The organism is Sphingomonas sp. MM-1, assembly GCF_000347675.2.
Classification (GTDB): Bacteria; Pseudomonadota; Alphaproteobacteria; order Sphingomonadales; family Sphingomonadaceae; genus Sphingomonas_E; species Sphingomonas_E fennica.
The window spans coordinates 3,273,079-3,290,510 of record NC_020561.1 but is presented as its reverse complement, the minus strand read 5'-3'; the positions used below and the strand labels follow the sequence as shown (position 1 = coordinate 3,290,510).

12 protein-coding genes and 1 riboswitch are annotated in these 17,432 nt (G+C 68.8%); all 12 genes read right to left on the bottom strand.

Going from position 1 to position 17,432, the window contains the following annotated elements; translation table 11 throughout:
* Window positions 1–2 precede the first annotated feature (2 nt).
* On the bottom strand, window positions 3–3,737 hold the full coding sequence (gene cobN, locus G432_RS15745) for a cobaltochelatase subunit CobN (RefSeq protein ID WP_015459808.1): 3,735 nt from the start codon (window positions 3,735–3,737) through the stop codon (window positions 3–5).
* Window positions 3,737–4,771 (bottom strand): cobalamin biosynthesis protein CobW, encoded by a 1,035-nt coding sequence (gene cobW / locus G432_RS15740; RefSeq protein ID WP_015459807.1) that lies wholly within the window; start codon window positions 4,769–4,771, stop codon window positions 3,737–3,739. Before cobW ends, cobN begins: the two co-directional genes overlap by 1 nt.
* Window positions 4,768–5,826, bottom strand: a complete 1,059-nt coding sequence (locus tag G432_RS15735) for a HoxN/HupN/NixA family nickel/cobalt transporter (protein WP_015459806.1) — start codon at window positions 5,824–5,826, stop codon at window positions 4,768–4,770. The genes cobW and G432_RS15735 overlap by 4 nt, the downstream gene beginning before the upstream one ends.
* On the bottom strand, window positions 5,823–7,325 hold the full coding sequence (locus G432_RS15730; protein WP_015459805.1) for a PepSY domain-containing protein: 1,503 nt from the start codon (window positions 7,323–7,325) through the stop codon (window positions 5,823–5,825). The genes G432_RS15735 and G432_RS15730 overlap by 4 nt, the downstream gene beginning before the upstream one ends.
* A 14-nt stretch (window positions 7,326–7,339) precedes the next feature.
* A complete protein-coding gene (locus G432_RS15725) occupies window positions 7,340–9,319 on the bottom strand; it encodes a TonB-dependent receptor plug domain-containing protein (protein ID WP_041865475.1) in 1,980 nt (659 codons plus the stop codon).
* Between the two features lie 174 nt (window positions 9,320–9,493).
* Window positions 9,494–9,739: riboswitch (cobalamin riboswitch) on the bottom strand.
* Between the two features lie 101 nt (window positions 9,740–9,840).
* Window positions 9,841–10,263 carry a hypothetical protein gene (locus G432_RS15720; protein ID WP_015459803.1) on the bottom strand — a complete coding sequence of 141 codons (423 nt, stop codon included), beginning with the start codon at window positions 10,261–10,263 and terminating at the stop codon, window positions 9,841–9,843.
* Window positions 10,260–11,171, bottom strand: coding sequence for a sterol desaturase family protein (locus tag G432_RS15715; protein WP_015459802.1), 912 nt, complete (start codon window positions 11,169–11,171; stop codon window positions 10,260–10,262). Before G432_RS15715 ends, G432_RS15720 begins: the two co-directional genes overlap by 4 nt.
* Window positions 11,172–11,195: 24 nt before the next feature.
* The gene (locus tag G432_RS15710; RefSeq protein ID WP_015459801.1) at window positions 11,196–11,885 is read right to left on the bottom strand and encodes a TetR/AcrR family transcriptional regulator; all 690 of its coding nucleotides are present in this window, start codon (window positions 11,883–11,885) and stop codon (window positions 11,196–11,198) included.
* Between the two features lie 130 nt (window positions 11,886–12,015).
* Window positions 12,016–13,203 carry a tyrosine-protein phosphatase gene (locus tag G432_RS15705; protein ID WP_015459800.1) on the bottom strand — a complete coding sequence of 396 codons (1,188 nt, stop codon included), beginning with the start codon at window positions 13,201–13,203 and terminating at the stop codon, window positions 12,016–12,018.
* A 21-nt stretch (window positions 13,204–13,224) separates the two neighbouring features.
* The gene (locus G432_RS15700) at window positions 13,225–14,001 is read right to left on the bottom strand and encodes an SDR family NAD(P)-dependent oxidoreductase (protein ID WP_015459799.1); all 777 of its coding nucleotides are present in this window, start codon (window positions 13,999–14,001) and stop codon (window positions 13,225–13,227) included.
* Between the two features lie 145 nt (window positions 14,002–14,146).
* Window positions 14,147–15,199, bottom strand: a complete 1,053-nt coding sequence (locus G432_RS22660) for a metallophosphoesterase family protein (RefSeq protein ID WP_015459798.1) — start codon at window positions 15,197–15,199, stop codon at window positions 14,147–14,149.
* Between the two features lie 11 nt (window positions 15,200–15,210).
* Entirely contained in the window at window positions 15,211–17,373 is a 2,163-nt protein-coding gene (locus G432_RS15690) for a TonB-dependent receptor (RefSeq protein WP_236626798.1), read from the bottom strand.
* Window positions 17,374–17,432: the final 59 nt, after the last annotated feature.

Genomic DNA, 17,432 nt, shown 5'->3' with positions numbered 1-17,432 from the left:
CGTCACTCCTGAATTTGCGCCAGCAGCATGGCCGCGCTGTTCGATTTCGGTTTCCAGAGGCCGCGATCCAGCGCCTCGGCCAGCCGGGACGCGGTTTCGCGCAGCGCCGCCGGATTGGCTTCCGCCATGAAGGCACGCACGGCCTCGTCCTCGATGAAGGCGGCGTGGACGGCGTCGAAATGATGGTCGCGCACGGCATGGGTGGTCGCGGCGAAGGCGAACAGATAGTCGATCGAGGCCGCGATCTCGAACGCGCCCTTATAGCCGTGCCGCATCACGCCCGCGATCCACTTGGGGTTGGTCAGCCGCGCGCGGACCACGCGGCCGATCTCATCCTCCAGCGTGCGCGTGCGGGGCGTTTCCGGGTGGCTATGGTCATTATGGTAGGATAAGGGCCGGCGGCCGGAAAGATGCTCGACGGCGGCGGCGATGCCGCCTTCGAACTGGTAATAATCATCGCTGTCGAGCAGGTCGTGCTCGCGATTGTCCTGGTTCTGGACGAGGGCGTCGGCCTCCGCCAGCCGCGCGGCGAAAAGACCCCGCGCCTCCTCCCCCTCCACGCCGCCGCCATAGGCATGGCCGCCCCAGTCGAGATAGACGGCAGCCAGATCGGCGCGGTCGTGCCACAGCCGTTCGTCGATCATCGCCTGCAGGCCGGCGCCATAGGCCCCCGGCTTCGCGCCGAACACGCGATGGCCGGCGCGGCGCGCGGCGGTGGCCGGGTCCGCTCCCCGGTCGATCAGTGCGGCCATCTCGGCGCGATGGCGCTGGGCGGCGGGATTGTCCTCCGCCGGCTCGTCCAGCCCCATCACCAGCCGGGCGGCGCTGTCGATCAGGTCGATCTGCTCGGGAAAGGCATCGCGGAAGAAGCCCGATATGCGGAAGGTCACGTCCACGCGCGGGCGGCCCAGCTCCGCCAGCGCCATCGCCTCGAACCCGATCACCCGGCCCGATGCCCAATCCCATTTCGGCCGCACCCCCATCAGCGCCAGCGCCTGGGCGATATCGTCGCCGCCGGTGCGCATATTGGCCGTGCCCCAGGCCGATATCGCCATGGCGCGGGGATATTCGCCCTCGCGCTGCAGATAATCGGCCACCAGCAGCTCGGCCGAACGCCGGCCCAGCTCCCAGGCGGCGGGCGTCGGCACGGCGCGGCTGTCGACCGAATAGAAGTTACGCCCCGTCGGCAGCACGTCCGGCCGGCCCCGCGTCGGCGCGCCGGAAGGCCCCGGCGGCACGAAACGCCCGCCGACCGCCGCCAGCAGCGCCGCCTTCTCGGCCGGCCCGCAGACATCCACGCGCGGGCCAAGCATGTCCCGCACCTCGCTCAATACCGCGGCCGATGCTCCGCCCGGCGGCAACGCCGTGCCCTCCACCACGGCCACGGCCAGCATCTCCAGCCGCTCCACCGTATCGCCCGCCGTCCGCCACGGGTCGGCCGTCATCTCCTCCAGCAGGCCCGGCCGCGCGCCCGTCCAGCGATCGCCTAGCCGGCAGTCGAGCGGGTCGAAGCCCAGCCCCAGATCGTCCGCCAGCGCGCGGATCAGCGATGCCTGGCCCGGGCGGTCATAACCCCGCGGCCCCCGCGCCAGCGCCACCAGCAGATCGGTGCGCAGCCGCCCCTCCGGCGATCGGGTGAAGATATGCAGCCCGTCGCGGATCTGCATCTCTTTCAGTTCGCACAGATAATTGTCGATCGCGGCCAGCGCGTCCTCCTCGTCGCCCGCCGCGCCGGCATCCACGTCCAGCCCCTGCGATCGGGCAAGGTCGATGATCTCGCCGCGCAGCCGCTCGATCCGGCGCGGGTCCATGCCGGCGGCCAGATAATATTCGTCGACCAGCGCCTCCAGCTGCTTCAGCGGCCCGTGGCTTTCGGCGCGGGTCAGGGGCGGCGTCAGATGGTCGAGGATCACCGCGCCGATCCGCCGCTTCGCCTGCGTGCCCTCGCCCGGATCGTTGACGATGAAGGGATAGATCTGCGGCACCGGCCCGGCGCACGCCTCGGGAAAGCAGGTTTCGTCCAGCGCCACCGCCTTGCCGGGCAGCCATTCCAGATTGCCATGCTTGCCCACATGCACCAGCGCCTGCGCGCCGAAATGGCGATCCAGCCAGGCATGGAAGGCGAAATAGCCGTGCGGCGGCACCAGCGCGGGATCGTGATAGCTGGTCTTGGGATCGATATTATAGCCCCGCGCCGGCTGCACCGCGACCGCGACATTGCCGAAGCGGTGGATCGGTAGCCGGAACGCGCCGTCCCGCACGAAGGGATCGCCTTCGGGCTTCCCCCATCGCCCGGCCACGGCCGCCCGCACCGATTCCGGCAGGCGGGCGAAGGCGGCGGCATAATCCTCCAGGGGCAGCGCCACGCCCCCGTCCCGCCCAGGCCCGCCCCTTTCCGGCGAGTGGGGGTCGTTCGTCACGCCCGCCAGCATCAGCCGCATCAGCGAGGCGCCATCGGTGGGCGCGTCGCCGATCGCATGGCCGGCCTCGCCCAGCGCCGTCAGGATCGCCGCCGCGCTGGCCGGCGTATCCAGCCCCACGCCATTGCCGATCCGGCCGTCGCGATTGGGATAGTTGGCAAGCACCAGCGCGATCCGCCGCGCGCCCGGCGGCGTCCGCCGGAGCCGCGCCCAATTGGCCGCCAGATCGGCGACGAACGCCGCCCGCCCCGGCGCCACGCGCGGCACCACGATCGCGCATTCGGTGCGCGCGTCGAACCGGGCGGCCGCCTTGAAGGCGATGGCGCGGGTGATGATCCGCCCGTCCACCTCGGGCAGGGCGATGTTCATCGCCAGGTCGCGCGGCCCCAGCCCGCGCGGGCTTTCGGCCCAGGCGCTTTCCTCCACGCCTGCGAACACCGCCTGCAATATCGGGCAGTCGGCCGCCTCCAGCACGGCGGGCACGCGGGTCTCGCCCGGCGCGGACGCCGCGAAGGACGTGGTGTTGACGATCACGTCCGGCGCGATCTCCGCCAGCAGCCCGCCTAGCCACTGGACGGCGAAGGGCGCCCGCAGCGCGCGGACATGCACCGGCAGCACGTTCATCCCCCGCGCGGCGAAGGCGGCGATCAGCGCGTCCACCGCCTCCAGCGTGCCGGCGATCAGCAGCGCGCGATAGAAGACGATCATCGCCACCGGCCGCCCCGCCACCCAGCCGGCGCGGATATCGTCCAGCGTCGGCCGCGCGATCCCCGGCGCGTAGAGCCCGGCATCGGCAACCGGCACGGGATCGTCGGCGACATCCGCGTCGATCCCCGCCCCGGCGGCGGCGACGCGCAGGAAGGCGGTGGCATTGGCCACGCCGCCCTCGCGCAGATATTCGGCCAGCCGATCCAGCATATCGGGCGCCACGGTGGATGCCGCCGCCAGCGCCGGATCGGGATCGCTGCCGTTGGAAAGCGCCGCGAAGGCGATGCCCCTTTCGCGCGCGACGGCGGCGATCTCGTCGACGCCATAGGGCCAGTAGCTCTTGCCGCCGAGCAGGATGACGCAGACGAACCGCGCCTTCGCGATCACCTTCTCCACATAGAGATCGACCGAATAGGGATGCCTGAGCTGGAGCAGGTTGGCGAGGCGGATGCGCGGCCCCCCATCCCCCAGCCGCGCTGCCGCCTGGGCGAAGCAGGCCAGCTCGCTGTCCGCCACCGTCAGCACCACGATATCGCCGGGCGACTGATCGAGGTCGATCGCCTCGTCGCCGTTCGATATCGTGCCCGGCGTGGCGGAAAGCAGGTGCATCAGCCGAGCACCCCGGCCAGCCCCGCCTCGATCGCGGCCCGGTCCATCCCCTTCTGGCCGATCACCACCAGTTGCGACGCCCGCGCCTCGCCCGGATGCCATGCCCGGTCGAAATGATGCTGGATGCGCGGCCCCACCGCCTGCACCACCAGCCGCGCCGCCTTGCCGGCCACGGCGATCATGCCCTTCACGCGCAATATGTCGTGCGCGGCGATCAGCGTGCCCAACCGATCCGCCAGCGCCGCGGCATCGGCCACGTCGCCGCCGCGCACCACGAAGCTGTCGAAATCGTCATGGTCATGATCCTCCTCGCCGTCATGGTGGGAGGGGCGCGTGTCGAGATCGTCCTCCGCCCCCGCGCCGATGCCCAGCAGCACGGCCGCATCGATCACGCCATGATCGGCGCGCACGATCCTGACGCCGGCCCGCGTCTCGCCCGCCAGCGCCGCCTCGATCCCGGCCAGCGCGCCGGTCTCGACGAGGTCGCACTTGTTCAGCACCACCATGTCCGCGCAGGCGAGCTGGTCCTCGAACAATTCCTCCAGCGGGCTGTCATGGTCGAGCGATGGGTCCGCCGCGCGCGCCACCGCCAGCGCCGCCTCGTCGATGGCGAAGCGGCCGGCCGCCACCGCATCGGCGTCGATCAGCGCGATCACGCCGTCCACCGTCGCCCGCGTGCGGATGTCCGGCCACTGGAACGCCTTCACCAGCGGCTTGGGCAGCGCCAGGCCCGATGTCTCGATGATGATATGCTCGGGCGGGTTGGGGCGATCGAGCAGCCTGGTCATCGTCGGCAGGAAATCGTCAGCCACGGTGCAGCAGATGCAGCCATTGGCCAGCTCGACGATATCCTCCTCCGGGCAGGCCGCGTCGTTGCAGCCCTTCACCAGATCGCCGTCGACGCCGACATCGCCGAACTCGTTGATGACGAGCGCCAGCCGCCGGCCCCCGGCATTGGCGATTAGGTGGCGGATCAGCGTGGTCTTGCCCGCGCCCAGAAAGCCGGTGATGACGGTGGTGGGTATCCTGCTCATGCCTGCGTCTCCGGCAAGGGGGTAGGGATCGCCTGCGCCTCGATCGCGTCGAAGCCCTTCCAGCGATAGATGATCGCGCTCAGGCCCCAGCAGGCCACGAACAGGCCGATGATGAGGAAACCGAGCATGTTGAATTGTTCGGAAAGCGCCGCGGCCCCCGCCCAGGGTGCGCCGGTCAGCCCGAATTTCTCGGAAAGCAGCGCCGCCGTCTGGATGCCGCCGATCACCAGCGCGACCAGCGCCGAAACCAGCGTGATCGTCATGTTGTAGTAAAGCTTGCGGATCGGCTTCACGAACGCCCATTCATAGGCGCCCAGCATGATCGCCCCGTCGGCGGTGTCGATCAGCGCCATGCCGACCGCGAACAGCACCGGCAGCACCAGCACCGTGCCCAGCGATATGCCGTCCGCCGCATGCGCGCCGGAAAGGCCCAGTATCGCCACCTCGGTCGCGGTATCGAACCCCAGCCCGAACAGGAAGCCCAGCGGCGCCATGTGCCAGCTCTTGCGGACGAGGCGGAACAGCGGGCGGAATATCCGCGCCAGCAGGCCGCGTCCGGCCAGCAGCATGTCGAGGTCCTCCTCCACATAGGCGCCGCCGTTCCGCACCTGGCGGAACCGCTCCCATACGCTGCGCAGGATCACCAGGTTCATGATCGCGATGGCGAACAGGAAGCCCGCCGATATGATCGTGGCGATCACGCCCCCGGTCTCGCCCAGCGCCTCGAAATCGGCAAGCGTGCTGGCGGCGATCGCGATGGCGGTCGCCGCGATCAGCACGATCGCCGAATGGCCGATCGCGAACCACAGGCCCACCGCCACCGGCCGCTGCCCGTCCTGCATCAGCTTGCGGGTCACATTGTCGATCGCGGCGATATGATCGGCATCCACGGCATGGCGCAGGCCCAGGCTGTAGGCGAGGAACGCGGTGCCCAGCATCACCGGATTGCCGGCGAACACCGCCCAGGCCCAGATCCAGGCGGCGATGTTGGCGGCGATCAGCCCCGCGAACAGCAGGGTGATCCGCCGCCGGATGGGCGAGGAGGCGTTGGTCATGGCGTTGCTCCCTCGATGGCGATGATGCGTGCGCCGTGCCGGCGGCGCCTGCGGTTGCGGACCCTGCGGAAATCGCGGCCCACCGCGCGGAAGCCCATCCACGTCCCCGTGGCGCAGACGAGGGTCACGGCCGCCAGCAGCGGCAGCACCACGATGTCGCGGATCGGGCGGAGGCGCAGCGCCGGCAGGTCCAGGCTGTGGAGGCCGTCCATCAGCCAGCGGAAGGCCCGGCCGTTGCCGTCGAAGGCCCGGATCAGCCGGCCGGTGGCGGGATCGATGTAGAGCCGCGTCCGCTCGGCATCGTCCAGCACCGCCCGCCACACCGGCAGCGTCACGGGATATTTGTGGGCGTAATAATAATCGTCCTCGCCGCGCATCAGCTCCAGCGCGGCCACCGGCGGCCCGCTCGCCAGCGCGGCCGCCAGCTCGTCCCGGGCCAGCGGCGCCGGCCGCCCGTCGCCGCCCAGCCGGATGCGGCGGCCATTGGCGAAGACGGCGGCCAGGTAGGTCCGCCCGCCAAGCGGCGCCGTCTCCAGCCGCACCGTGCCCGGCGGCAGGGCGGGCAGCCGGCCGATCGCGGCGGCCACATCGCCCCAGCGCATCGGCCCGGCCAGCCGCTCGCGCTCGGCAAATCCCGCCTCGCTCTCCAGGAAGCCCCAGGGGTTCATCGAAAGCAGCCCGCTCGCCACCCAGCTCAGCGTCAGCAGGCCGAAGAACAGGCCCGCCATGTGATGCCACCACCAGAGCCCGCGATAAGGCGATGCGATCCGGCCCCGCCGGTTGCGGCGCAGGCGGGCGATGCCCACCCACAAGCCCGTCACGGTCAGGAAACAGCCGGTGAACGCGCTCCAGATCACCACCTGGGACCAGAGCGCCCCGTCCTGCCGCAGCAGCGTCGGGTAGAGCCAGTGCGGCACCGCCCCCAGCCAGCCCCAGAAGCGCTCGGCCCGGCTGGTCTGCTGCACCACCTCGCCCGATGCGGCCACATAGGCGGTGGCGCCGCCGGCATAATCGATGCGGTGCATCGGCTGGTGGCGGCGGAAGGTCTGCACCGTCCACTGGTCCATGCCCGTGGGCACCGCCGCCAGCGCATCGCCGCCGATGCCGTAATGGCGGCCGAAGGACCGGCCCACCGCCAGCGCCTCCGCTTCGGAAAGGCCATCGATCGGCCGGCCGGTCGCAAGGTCGATATTGGCCGGCATCGCCCGCATCTGCGCGATCGGCCGGCCGGGATCGATGGCGGGCGTGGCGCGCAGCACCGCCCGGCCCGCCATCATCTCCACCCGTGCGGCGGAAAGCGGCATGTCCGCCGGCAGCCCGGCATGGGCCAGCGCCGCCGCCGGCAGGTTCAGGGGGGCCAGCCCCCTGATCTGCTCGTCGGGCATCAGTCGGGGATAGTCCCAATAGAGCATGACGAAGCCGGACAGGCACCAGATCGTCATCACCAGCCCCACCGCCACGCCCAGCCAGCGGTGGAGGAACAGGATGGGTCGCAGCATCGCGCCCTCCCCGCTCAGAAGCTCAGGCCATAGCTTGCCCGCAGCGTGCGGGGCACGCCGCGCACGCCGTAGAGGAAGCGGCCGCTGCCATCGTCGCGCGGTGCGGTGCGGTAGCCGCTCGTCGCATATTCCCTGTCGAACAGATTCTCGATGTTGATGCCCACGCGGTGCCGGCGGGCGTCGCCGTCCGGGTAGAAATGCAGGCCGATGTCGACCAGCGCGTAATTGCCGTAGTTGCGGCGGCCGAAGCCCGGCAGCGTCGACCGGGCATCCCCAACCCAGTTCACGGTGACGTTGGCGCCGAACGGCAACCCGGCTGGCGCATAGGCGATGGCACCGCTGGCGAACTGCTTGGGCGTCCGATCGCGCTGTCGGTCCGACCCGGCGTTGCGCGACCGGGTATAGCTGTAGCTGGCGCTCAACTGCCAGCCGTCGCCCAGCGCCGCGGCCGCCTGCGCATCCACGCCGCGCACCTTCACCCGCCCGTCGGAATTCATGAAGATGCCGTCGGGATAGGCCGGGTCGTCGTAGCTCACGTCGATCAGATTATCGATCCGCCGCGCGAACAGGCCCGCCTGCCAGCTGACCGCGCCGCCCGCGAACGGCAGCTTGCCGCCCAGCGTGGCGTTGAGGTTCAGGCTCTCCTCGGGCGCGAGGTTGGGGTTGCCCTTCTCGCAGCAGGGATCGATCTGGTAGAGTTGCGAGGCATCGGGCAGCAGGAAGGATGTGCCGCCCACGCCTTCGACATAGAGATCGTCGCTGATGTCGAACCGGCCGGTGACGTTCCACACCGTCTTCTTCGCCCCGCCGGTCTCGTTGTAGCGCAGGCCCGCCGCCAGCCGCGCGCGGCGCGAAAGATCGTCCGTCGTGCGCACCTGGAAGATGCCGGCATGCACATTCTCGCGCGTCTTGCCGATCAGCAGCACATCATCGCGGCCGTTGAATTTCTGGTAATCATAGCCGACCAGATATTCGAGGCCGCGATGCGGCCGCATCTTCACCAGTGCGCTGGCGCCGTAATCGCGATATCCCCAGAAGGTGCCGGGCGGGAAGATGGTGATCGGCTCGCCCGTCGCCAGATCGTTGCGGATCTGCACATAGGCGGTCTTCCAGTCGTGATAATAGCCCTTCAGGAAGAACTGGATCGCGTCGCTGCCGGTATAGTCCAGCCGGACGCTGGCGATCTCCTCGTTGCGATCGTTGCGGCTCTCGCGCACCAGCGTGGCGTTGGCGTTGTCCAGGTTCGCTTCGGTGTGCTGATATTGCAGGTTCAGGGCGATATCGCCGCCGAAATCATATTGATATTTGCCGCCGACGGACCAGACGTCATAGCCGCGCCTGCGGTCGGTGGCGCTGGGTTCCATCTCGGTGAACGGGCGATATCCCTCCGCCCGGTTGTGCGATGCATAGGCCACGAACCGGTGCCGGCCGATGCTGCCCCGCACATAGCCGTCCAGGCTGGTGCCCGCCCGGCTGTCGACGCTGCCATTGGCCTGGCCGTTGAAATCGTCGGTGAACGATCGGGTGACGACGTTGATCACGCCCGCCGCCGCCTGCGTGCCGTAGAACAGGCTCTCTCCGCCCTTCAGCACCTCCACCCGCTCGATCATGCTGGCGGGCAGCGTGTCGTTGGGCGATGTGCCGCCATAAAGCCGGTTGTTGATGCGGATGCCGTCGACGGTCCACAGCACGTCCTTGGTGCGCGATCCCTGCAAGGCCAGGTCGACATAGCTGAACGGCCCGCTCGCCGGGCGGATATAGAGGCCGGGCACGGATTGCAGCGCCGTCGCCACGTCCATGGCCCCGCTGTCGCGCACCTGCCGTTCGGTGACGACCTCGATCGCGCTGCCGTAGCGCGCAATCTCCTGCGGCAGGGTCTGCTCCAGCCCCGCGCCGGTGACGATGATGTCCTCCATCTCCCCGGCGTGGGCGATCTGGCTGGAACAGGCGATGACGGCGGCAAGCGCCGCCCTGGAAACGAATTGGGAATACATCCGGGCAAGGCCCCCGTCCGGCGTCAGCGAACCTGACGGGAGCGTCCGCGCGAACGGCCGGCGCGCATGGCCGGCGAACGCCATTGGCGCCGGGCACGCGAACCGGTGCGGCCCCCGCCGCACATGCGTCGCTCAGACGGAGTTCCGTGCCACGGCCAGCCCCTGGGCCACAGCAAGAGCGACCAGACGCCGGCAGGTCTCCTGGCTCGCGGGTCATCGCTTGATGCACGGCCTTCCCAGGCCTCGCATGATTTAGCGTCCGGCCCAGTGGCTGCCCGCCCCGGTCATCGGGGGCAGGCGATATGCATCGCGCTCGCCGCTTACAGTTGCAGGGACAGCCGCGGATTTGGGCAGCCGAGGCCGCCCGCACCGCATTCCCTATTAAGCCCCTCTCGGGGCACCGGCGCGATCATGAAGGCATCGTTTCGGATGCCTTCGCGCAGTTCCTTAGGAAAATATGGGGGAATGTCCAACCCTTTTCGGGTGGAGGGGAAGCGCTCCGGGCGCCGCCCCTTGCCCGTTCAGCTCCAGGCGTTCCACACCAGCGCCAGGAAGCCGGCGCCGAAGGCGAGGTTCAGGATCGGCAGCCCCTTGAGCGCCTCCCGCGATTCCGGCCTGGCGAAGCGGCGGGCGACCATGCTGGGCGTCCACAGCAGCCACAGCTCGGCCGTGGCGACGGTGATCAGCGCGGCGATGCCCGCCCAATAGCCGTAATCGGCCATCACCATGTCGCGCGCGCTGAGCGGCGCCACCGGCACCGCGCCGGTCATCATCAGGCCCACCGTCATCGGCACGGCCAGCACCAGCGGCAGCAGCAGCGCGGGATGGGCGATGAAGCCGGCCAGCCGGCTGCCCTCCAGCGCCGGCACCGAAAGGCGCAGGCTCGCCAGCAGCGCGAGAAAGGCGATGACGGCCGCGATCGTCCAGGCGTCCGGCGGCGTCATTCCGCCGCCTCCAGCCCGGCCGCCGGCCGCATGCCCTTGCCCGGCCCGTCCGCCTCGAAGGTCTTGCCCGGCTTGCCGAACAGCACGTTCAGCCTGGTCCGCCAATCCGGCGCGGCGCGGAAATCGCGGGCGAGGTAGCGGAATTCATGCAGCAGGATCGTGCCGGGATTGTTCGAATTCACCGGCCGCGTCAGGCCGTAGACGGGCGGCGTATGATCTTCCAGCCGCTGATAGGTGCCGAACACATGGTCCCAGATGTTCAGAAGCCCGCCATAGTTGCGATCGATGTAGAGCGGGTTGCTGGCATGGTGCACGGCATGGTTGCTGGGCGTGCAGAACAGCCATTCGAACCAGGGCGCGAACCGGCCGACCCGCTCGGTATGGCAGAGCGACTGGAAGGCCGGCGCGCTCATCGCGATCAGCACCAGCACCAGCGGGTTGAAGCCCAGCAGCGCCAGCGGCCCCCAGGCGATGAAGCGATACACGGTCGAAAAGGGCGTGTGCCGCAGGTTGACGGTGAAGTCGTAGATCTCGGCCGAATGGTGGATCGAATGGTCCGCCCACAGGATGCGCACCTCATGGCCGATGCGGTGGAACCAGTAATAGCCGAATTCGCCGACGAGGAAGTAGATGGGCAGCGTCCACAGCTCCACCGGCACGCGCAGCGGCGTGATGTTGTAGAGCATGAACATTCCCGCGATCAGCAGCCCGTTCAGGATCACCGCCTCCAGGAGCGGGCCGAAGGGGAACAGCACGATATTGGCCAGCCCCTCGCCGCCCAGCGGCCGCTTGCCCTCGCGCCAGCGCAGGAAAATCTCCGATATCACGAAGAACAGCAGGAATATGCCCGCCCCCGTGCCATATATGGTGATGGCCTTCGCCACCGTCGTCGCCAGATCGCCTTCCATCCCTCTAACCCGCCTTCTTCTCGCTTATGCCGGTTGGTCCCCTGATGGCGCCGCCGTCATGGCGGTGATCGCATCGATCAGCCGCGCCACCTGATAATCGTAGAAATCGTCGAAATGCCCCGGCCGCTCGACCATCCCGATCATCGTGCGGATGGGTTCGCGCACGCGGGGGTCGATCTCCTCCACCGCCTCCGGCGCGATCCGATATCGCGCCGCGCGATTGTGCAGTTCCAGGTTGATCCCGCTCATGATGACGCCCCACACCCACAGCACGGCGCGGGAAAGCGCATCGCCCTCCAGCCCCAGCCGCCGGAGCGCCTCGACCAGCACCAGCGTGCGATCCAGCCACGCGATCGATGCCTGGCCGCCCTCCCAGGTCAGCATGGTGATGAGGGGGGGATGGTTGAGGAAGAAGGCGCGCACCGCGTGGCACCAGGCGGCGATCGCCTCGGCGGGCGTCGCATCCTCCGCCACCGGGATCACCAGCCCCTTCAGCACATGCTCGGTCAGCGCCTGCAGCAGATCGTTGCTGCTGCCGAAATAGGTGTAGATCGCCATCGGCGTCACGCCCAGCTCACGGGCCAGCGCGTTGAGCGAGAAGGGCGCGTCGGGTTGCCGCTCCATCAACTCGACCGCCGCGGCGAGGATCGCCTCGCGCGAATGCCGGGGCCGCCGCCCCCTGCGCGCATCGCCCTTCAAAGGCTGCGCCGTCATGGAATCATCGCCCGGATCATCTTTTCTCTATGCCATATATTATACGGCATACAAGATGATCCGGGATCACGAAAACGGCCATCCGACTGTTAATCGGATGGCCGTTTCGGGAAAGTCCGGCGGGATCAGATCAGGAAGGAAGGCCGGTAAGGTAACGCGCCTTCAGCGCCGCCACATCGGCGTCGCTCAGGCCCAGGCCGTTCTTCACATAAGCGTCGAACGAACCATAAGCCCGCTCCACCTCGTCGAACGCCGCCTGGAGATATTCGGGCCGCACGCCCAGCACCGGCTCCAGCTTCGCCCGATCGAGCCCGCCGGGCAGCGGCCCCGCCCCAGCCGCCTTGGCCAGCATGGCATAGGTCGCCTCATTCTTGGCGCGCAGATAATCGTTACTGGCGAGATAATCGGCCATCACCGTCTCGCGCGGCACGCCGAGCAGGGTCAGGATCACCGCCGTCGCCCAGCCGGTGCGGTCCTTGCCGGCGGTGCAGTGGTAGAGCGTGGGGCCGGCCTCCGGCGCCTCCAGTTTCTCCAGCAGCGCGCGGTAGGATGTCCGCGCGCTATCCAGCGACACGAAATCGCGATTGGCCGCCACCAGCATCTCGGCGCCCTTGCCGGCGGCGATCGCCTCGCCCGCCTTGCGCATGTCGCCGCCCAGCGTGCCCTTGCTGTCCGCCGCCACGTCCAGCACGATCGGCTCGGCGCCCGTCGGCAGGCGATCGGGCTCGCGCTGGCGCTCGCTCACGGTGCGCAGGTCGGCCACCAGGCGGATGCCGAGGCCGCCCTCCCCCATCGCCGCCAGATCGGCATCGCTCAACCTGTCGAGCTGGTCCGATCGGTAGATCAGCCCCATCTTCACCCAGCGGCCGTCGGCGGTGCGATAACCGCCTATGTCGCGCAGATTATGGGCCGTCGGCAGATGCAGCCCGCGATCGGCCACCACCAGCGGCGCGCCCTGATCGGGCACCAGCGCGAAGAACCAGCGCCGCCCCGGCTCGAGCCCGAAAACGCGCAGGTCGCCGTCCGCCCCGCCCTGCCCCACGGCCCTGTCGCGCGGGATCGCCGCCGGATCGTGCCCGGCATAGACGGTCACCTTGCCGGCCCCCGGCGCGGTCCAGCGCAGGTGATAGCCCCCATCCTCCTGCACCACGGCGGCGACGGTGAAGGGAATGACGCCGCTCTGCCGCTGGTCGGCGGCGGCGGCCGGCCGCTCCGCCGCCGTGCCCGCGCAACCCGCGAGCGCCGGCAGCGCCGCCGCCAGCGCCAGCGCGATCGCCGCGCGGAATGCCCCCGCGCGCCTCGCCTGCTGATCCGTCATTCCCCTCTCCTCTTGCTTATTTCACACCCGCTGGGATGAGATATTGCCGCCGTCCACGACGATTTCGGCCGCCGTGACGTAGCTTGCCTCGTCCGAAAGCAGGAAGCGCACGACGCGGCCGATCTCCTTCGGCTGACCGACCCGGTCGAGCAGGATGCGGTTTTCGAACCAGCGTTCGGGCAGCGCATCGAGCGCCGGCTGCATCATCGGCGTGCGGATCTGCCCCGGCGAAACCGAATTGACGCGGACGCCGTCCCGCGCCAGCCGATCGGCCATCGACCGGACGAGCGAGAGGATGCCGCCCTTGGCCGCGCTGTAGATCGGGTTCATGGCATTGCCGAGCGTGGCGTTGATCGATGCGATCGCCACGATGGCCGATCCCGGTTGCGCCTTCAGATCGGCATGGATGGCCTGGGTGATGAAGGCCAGCGACCGCAGATGGATGGCGATGCCCTCGTCCCAGCTCTGCTGCGTCAGCCCGTCGATCGACGCGGTGTCGACCACGCCGGCGGCGTGCACCAGCCCCCCCGGCGCGCCGATGGCGGCGCGGCTGGCGTCCAGCGCCGGGCCGATGGCGCCCAGATCGCGCAGGTCGGCGGCGACCCCGATGGCGGCGACGCCATGGGCTGCGGTGATGGCGGCGGCGGCATCGGCCGCCTTAGCGCCGTTGATGTCCCACAGGGCCACGGGGCGGCCCACGGCGGCCAGCGCCTGGGCGCAGGCGAGCCCGATGCCGGATGCGCCGCCGGTCACGATCACGGGGCTGGCGGGGGATCCCAGCGCGGGTGCAAGCGTCATTCAGTCATTCCTTCCAATTGCATGTCCTTTCATGGGTCGGCCGGTCCCCCTTGCTCCGGCGATGATGGCGGAGCCGGCGGGGCCTGTCGCGGGGGAAGGAGCGGATTTCATGGCCCTGATCCACCCGCCGGCCCTATCGCGATAGTCAGGGATTTGCGGCCGCCACCTCGGCGGGAGCGGCCGCCCTGGCCGGCCCCTGCTTGTCGAAGAAGCCGTCCAGCCGGATGTTGACGATCCGGGGCTCCCCCTCCGCCACGGAAACCCACATCACATGATCCACCACGGCGGGATCGTCCCCGGAGGCGCCCGGCATGCCGCCGGTGGTTCCGAGCTGGATGTAGTCGCGGCCGTCGCGCCGGTCATAGGCATATTTGTGATAATGGCCGGCCAGCACCGTATAGGGCCGGCCCTTCAGCATCGCCTCGATCTCCCGGAAGGCGGGCGAATCCACCTTCCACGCGGGGCGGTGCATCAGCACGAAGGTCCAGCGCGGTTTCGGGTTCCGCGCCAGCGCCTCGCGCACCATCTTCACCTGATCGGCGCTGAACGCCACATTCTCCGATCCCTGGACCTTCTCCGCCAGCTCGGCCAGCGTGGGATCGCTGGCGAAAAGCCTGCGGGCCTCCGCGGGATCGCCCTGCAGCGCGTGGAACACCTTGCCCATCGCCTCCGCGCCATATTGCTGGAACAGCTTCAGCCGCGCGATCTTCGGCTGGGGCGGGTCCTCGGTATTCAGCACCAGGAACAGGGCGCCCTTGTAGGTGAAGCTGTAATAATCGGCGCCCAGCCGGCGCCGCCAGTCGGCGCGCATCACCTCGTTGGTCAGATCATGGTTGCCCGGCACGTAGAAGAAGGGGATGCCGAGCCGGCCGGTCGCCGCCTGCATCTCCGCCCATTCCGTGTCGATCTGGGCCTGATCCTCGGTATTGCCCTCGATCAGGTCGCCGATGTTGATGACAAAATCGGGGCGCAGCCTGTCCACCTCGGCCAGCGCGCCCTCGAACACGCCGGGCCGGTGCTTGCCGGTGCGATCGCCCACCACGACGAAGCGGAACTCGCCCGCGCCGCCGCCGAACGGGCGCTCGGTCCGCGCCACCTTGGCCGGGCCGGGGCGATAATCCGCCGCCGGCCCCGCCGCGATCGAGACACCGGCGATCGAAAGCGCCGCCAGCCCCGCGAGAATGCGTGCATATCCCATCGCTATCCTCCTCAGAATTCGAAGCTGAGGTCGACGCCATAGGTGCGCGGCTCGCCGAACAGCGCGCCGGGGCGGCCGATGTTGAACTGCATCACATAATATTCCTTGTCGGTGAGGTTGCGGCCCCATAGGCCGATCCGCGCGCCCTTCACCCCCGGAATGTCGGAAAGCGTCAGCCGCGCGTTCAGCAGGCCATAGTCTCCGACGATATATTTGCCGTTGTCGATGGTGGCGTTGGTGAACTTGTCGCTCTGCATCGTGTAGTTCACGTTGGCCGAAAGCATGCCGATCGGCAGCGGCGGCAGATCGTAGCGCAGATCGGCCGCCAGCGTGTGCCTGGGCGCGTTGGTGAAGCGGTAGATATCGGAAATGTCATCGCCCGCCGCGTTGATGATCTCGTCATATTTCGCGTCGAGATAGCCGTAATTCACCGTCACGCGCAGCGCGCGCACCGGCTGCAGGGTGATGTCCGCCTCGATGCCCTTCACCGTCGCCTTGCCGGCATTCAGCACGTCAGTGATGCGGACGTTGGTCGGGTCCGACTGGACGTTGATCTGGATGTCTTTGTATTTCGAAACGAAGCCCGCGATGTTGAGGCGCAGCCGGTTGTCGAGGAACTGGCCCTTCAGCCCGGCCTCATAGGACCAGAGCGTTTCCGATCCGAAGCCGTCATCGAACCGCGTGATCGAGCTGGCGCGGATGTTGTAGCCGCCGCTCTTATATCCCTTCACCGCCTTGGCATAGACGTTCACGCCCTCGGCCGCGTCATAGGCGATCACGAAGCTCGGGCTGAAATCCTTGAACTTGCGGTCGCCGTCGCCCACGCCGGGGATGGGCGTGATCGGGCCGTCGTTCACCTGTGTTTGGCGCGTCAGCGTCGCGGCGCGCTGGTCCCAGCTCTGCCGGGCGCCCACGGTCAGGTGCAGCTTCCGGTCCGGCCATTCGGGCGTGAAGGTCGCCTGGCCGAACAGGGCGTAGGATTCATTGTCGATCGTCGCGCGGGTGAAGCTGCGCGTCAGCGTCGGCGGGCTGTAGCTGTTGCTGAAATTGCTGCCGCTTTCGGAGAAATAATAGAATCCGGCCACATATTCGAGGCCGCCGTCCAGCGCGTCGCCCACCAGTTGCAGCTCCTCGCTCCACTGGTCCTGCCTGGCGCGGCTCTGATTCTTCTGAAGGGGGAACGGCCCCAGCGCGCCGGTGAGGTAATCCTGGTTCTGGAAGTTATCGAGCTTGCGATAGCCGGTGATCGAACGCACCGTCAGCGCGTCGGATGCCTCCCATTCGGCGATCAGGCTGTGTCCCTGCGAGGTCACGTCATTGGGCAGCAGATCGCGCACCGCCGGGCTGCCCTCCTTCGGCCGCGGCACCGTCAGCGGGTGGAAGGGCGAAAGCGCGACATAGACGGGCGTGTCGTCGATCTGCGAACGATCATAGCTGTAGCGCAGGCTGATCGCATCGGTCGCTTCCCACAGCACGTCCGCGCGCATCGCCCAGCGATCCTTGTCGCCCCAGCGCTTCACGCCGGTGCCCGGATTGCGGATGAAGCCGTCCTGCTGGATGTTGGCGTAGGAAAGCCGCGCCGCCAGCCGATCGCCGATCGGCACGTTCACCGATCCCTTGAAGCGGCGATTGTCATAATTGCCCAGCGTCACCTGCCCCTTGAAGCCGAAGCTGCCGAGGTCGGGCTTGCGGGTGATGAAGTTGATCGCGCCGCCGGTGGCGTTGCGGCCGTAGAGCGTGCCCTGCGGCCCGCGCAGCACCTCCACGCGCTCCAGCTCGGCCACTTCCAGCGCCTGCCCCTGGCTGCGCGCGACATAGACGCCGTCCATATAGACGGCCACGCCGCCATCCTGGGTGATCTGGTCGTCGCTCAGCCCCACGCCGCGCATGAAGATCTGGGTGGTCGCCGCGCTGTTGGGATGGGGGGTGAGCTGGAGGTTGGGCACGTTGGCGCGCAGATCGACCAGGCCGGTGATCTGCTTGCTCTCCAGATCCCGCGCGGTGAAGGCCGCGATCGAGATCGGCGTGTCCTGGAGCGATTCCTCCCGCTTCTGCGCGGTGACGACGATATCCTCCACGCCGTCGGCCGGCGCCTCCTGCGCCATGGCCGGCGCACAGGCCGCCGATGCCATCAGGGCGCACAGGCTGGACCGGATAAGCATTTGACAGAACATGCATTCCTCCCCCTTGGAGCTGGATTTCGCGATGCCGGCGGATGATTCCGCTTCCCTTC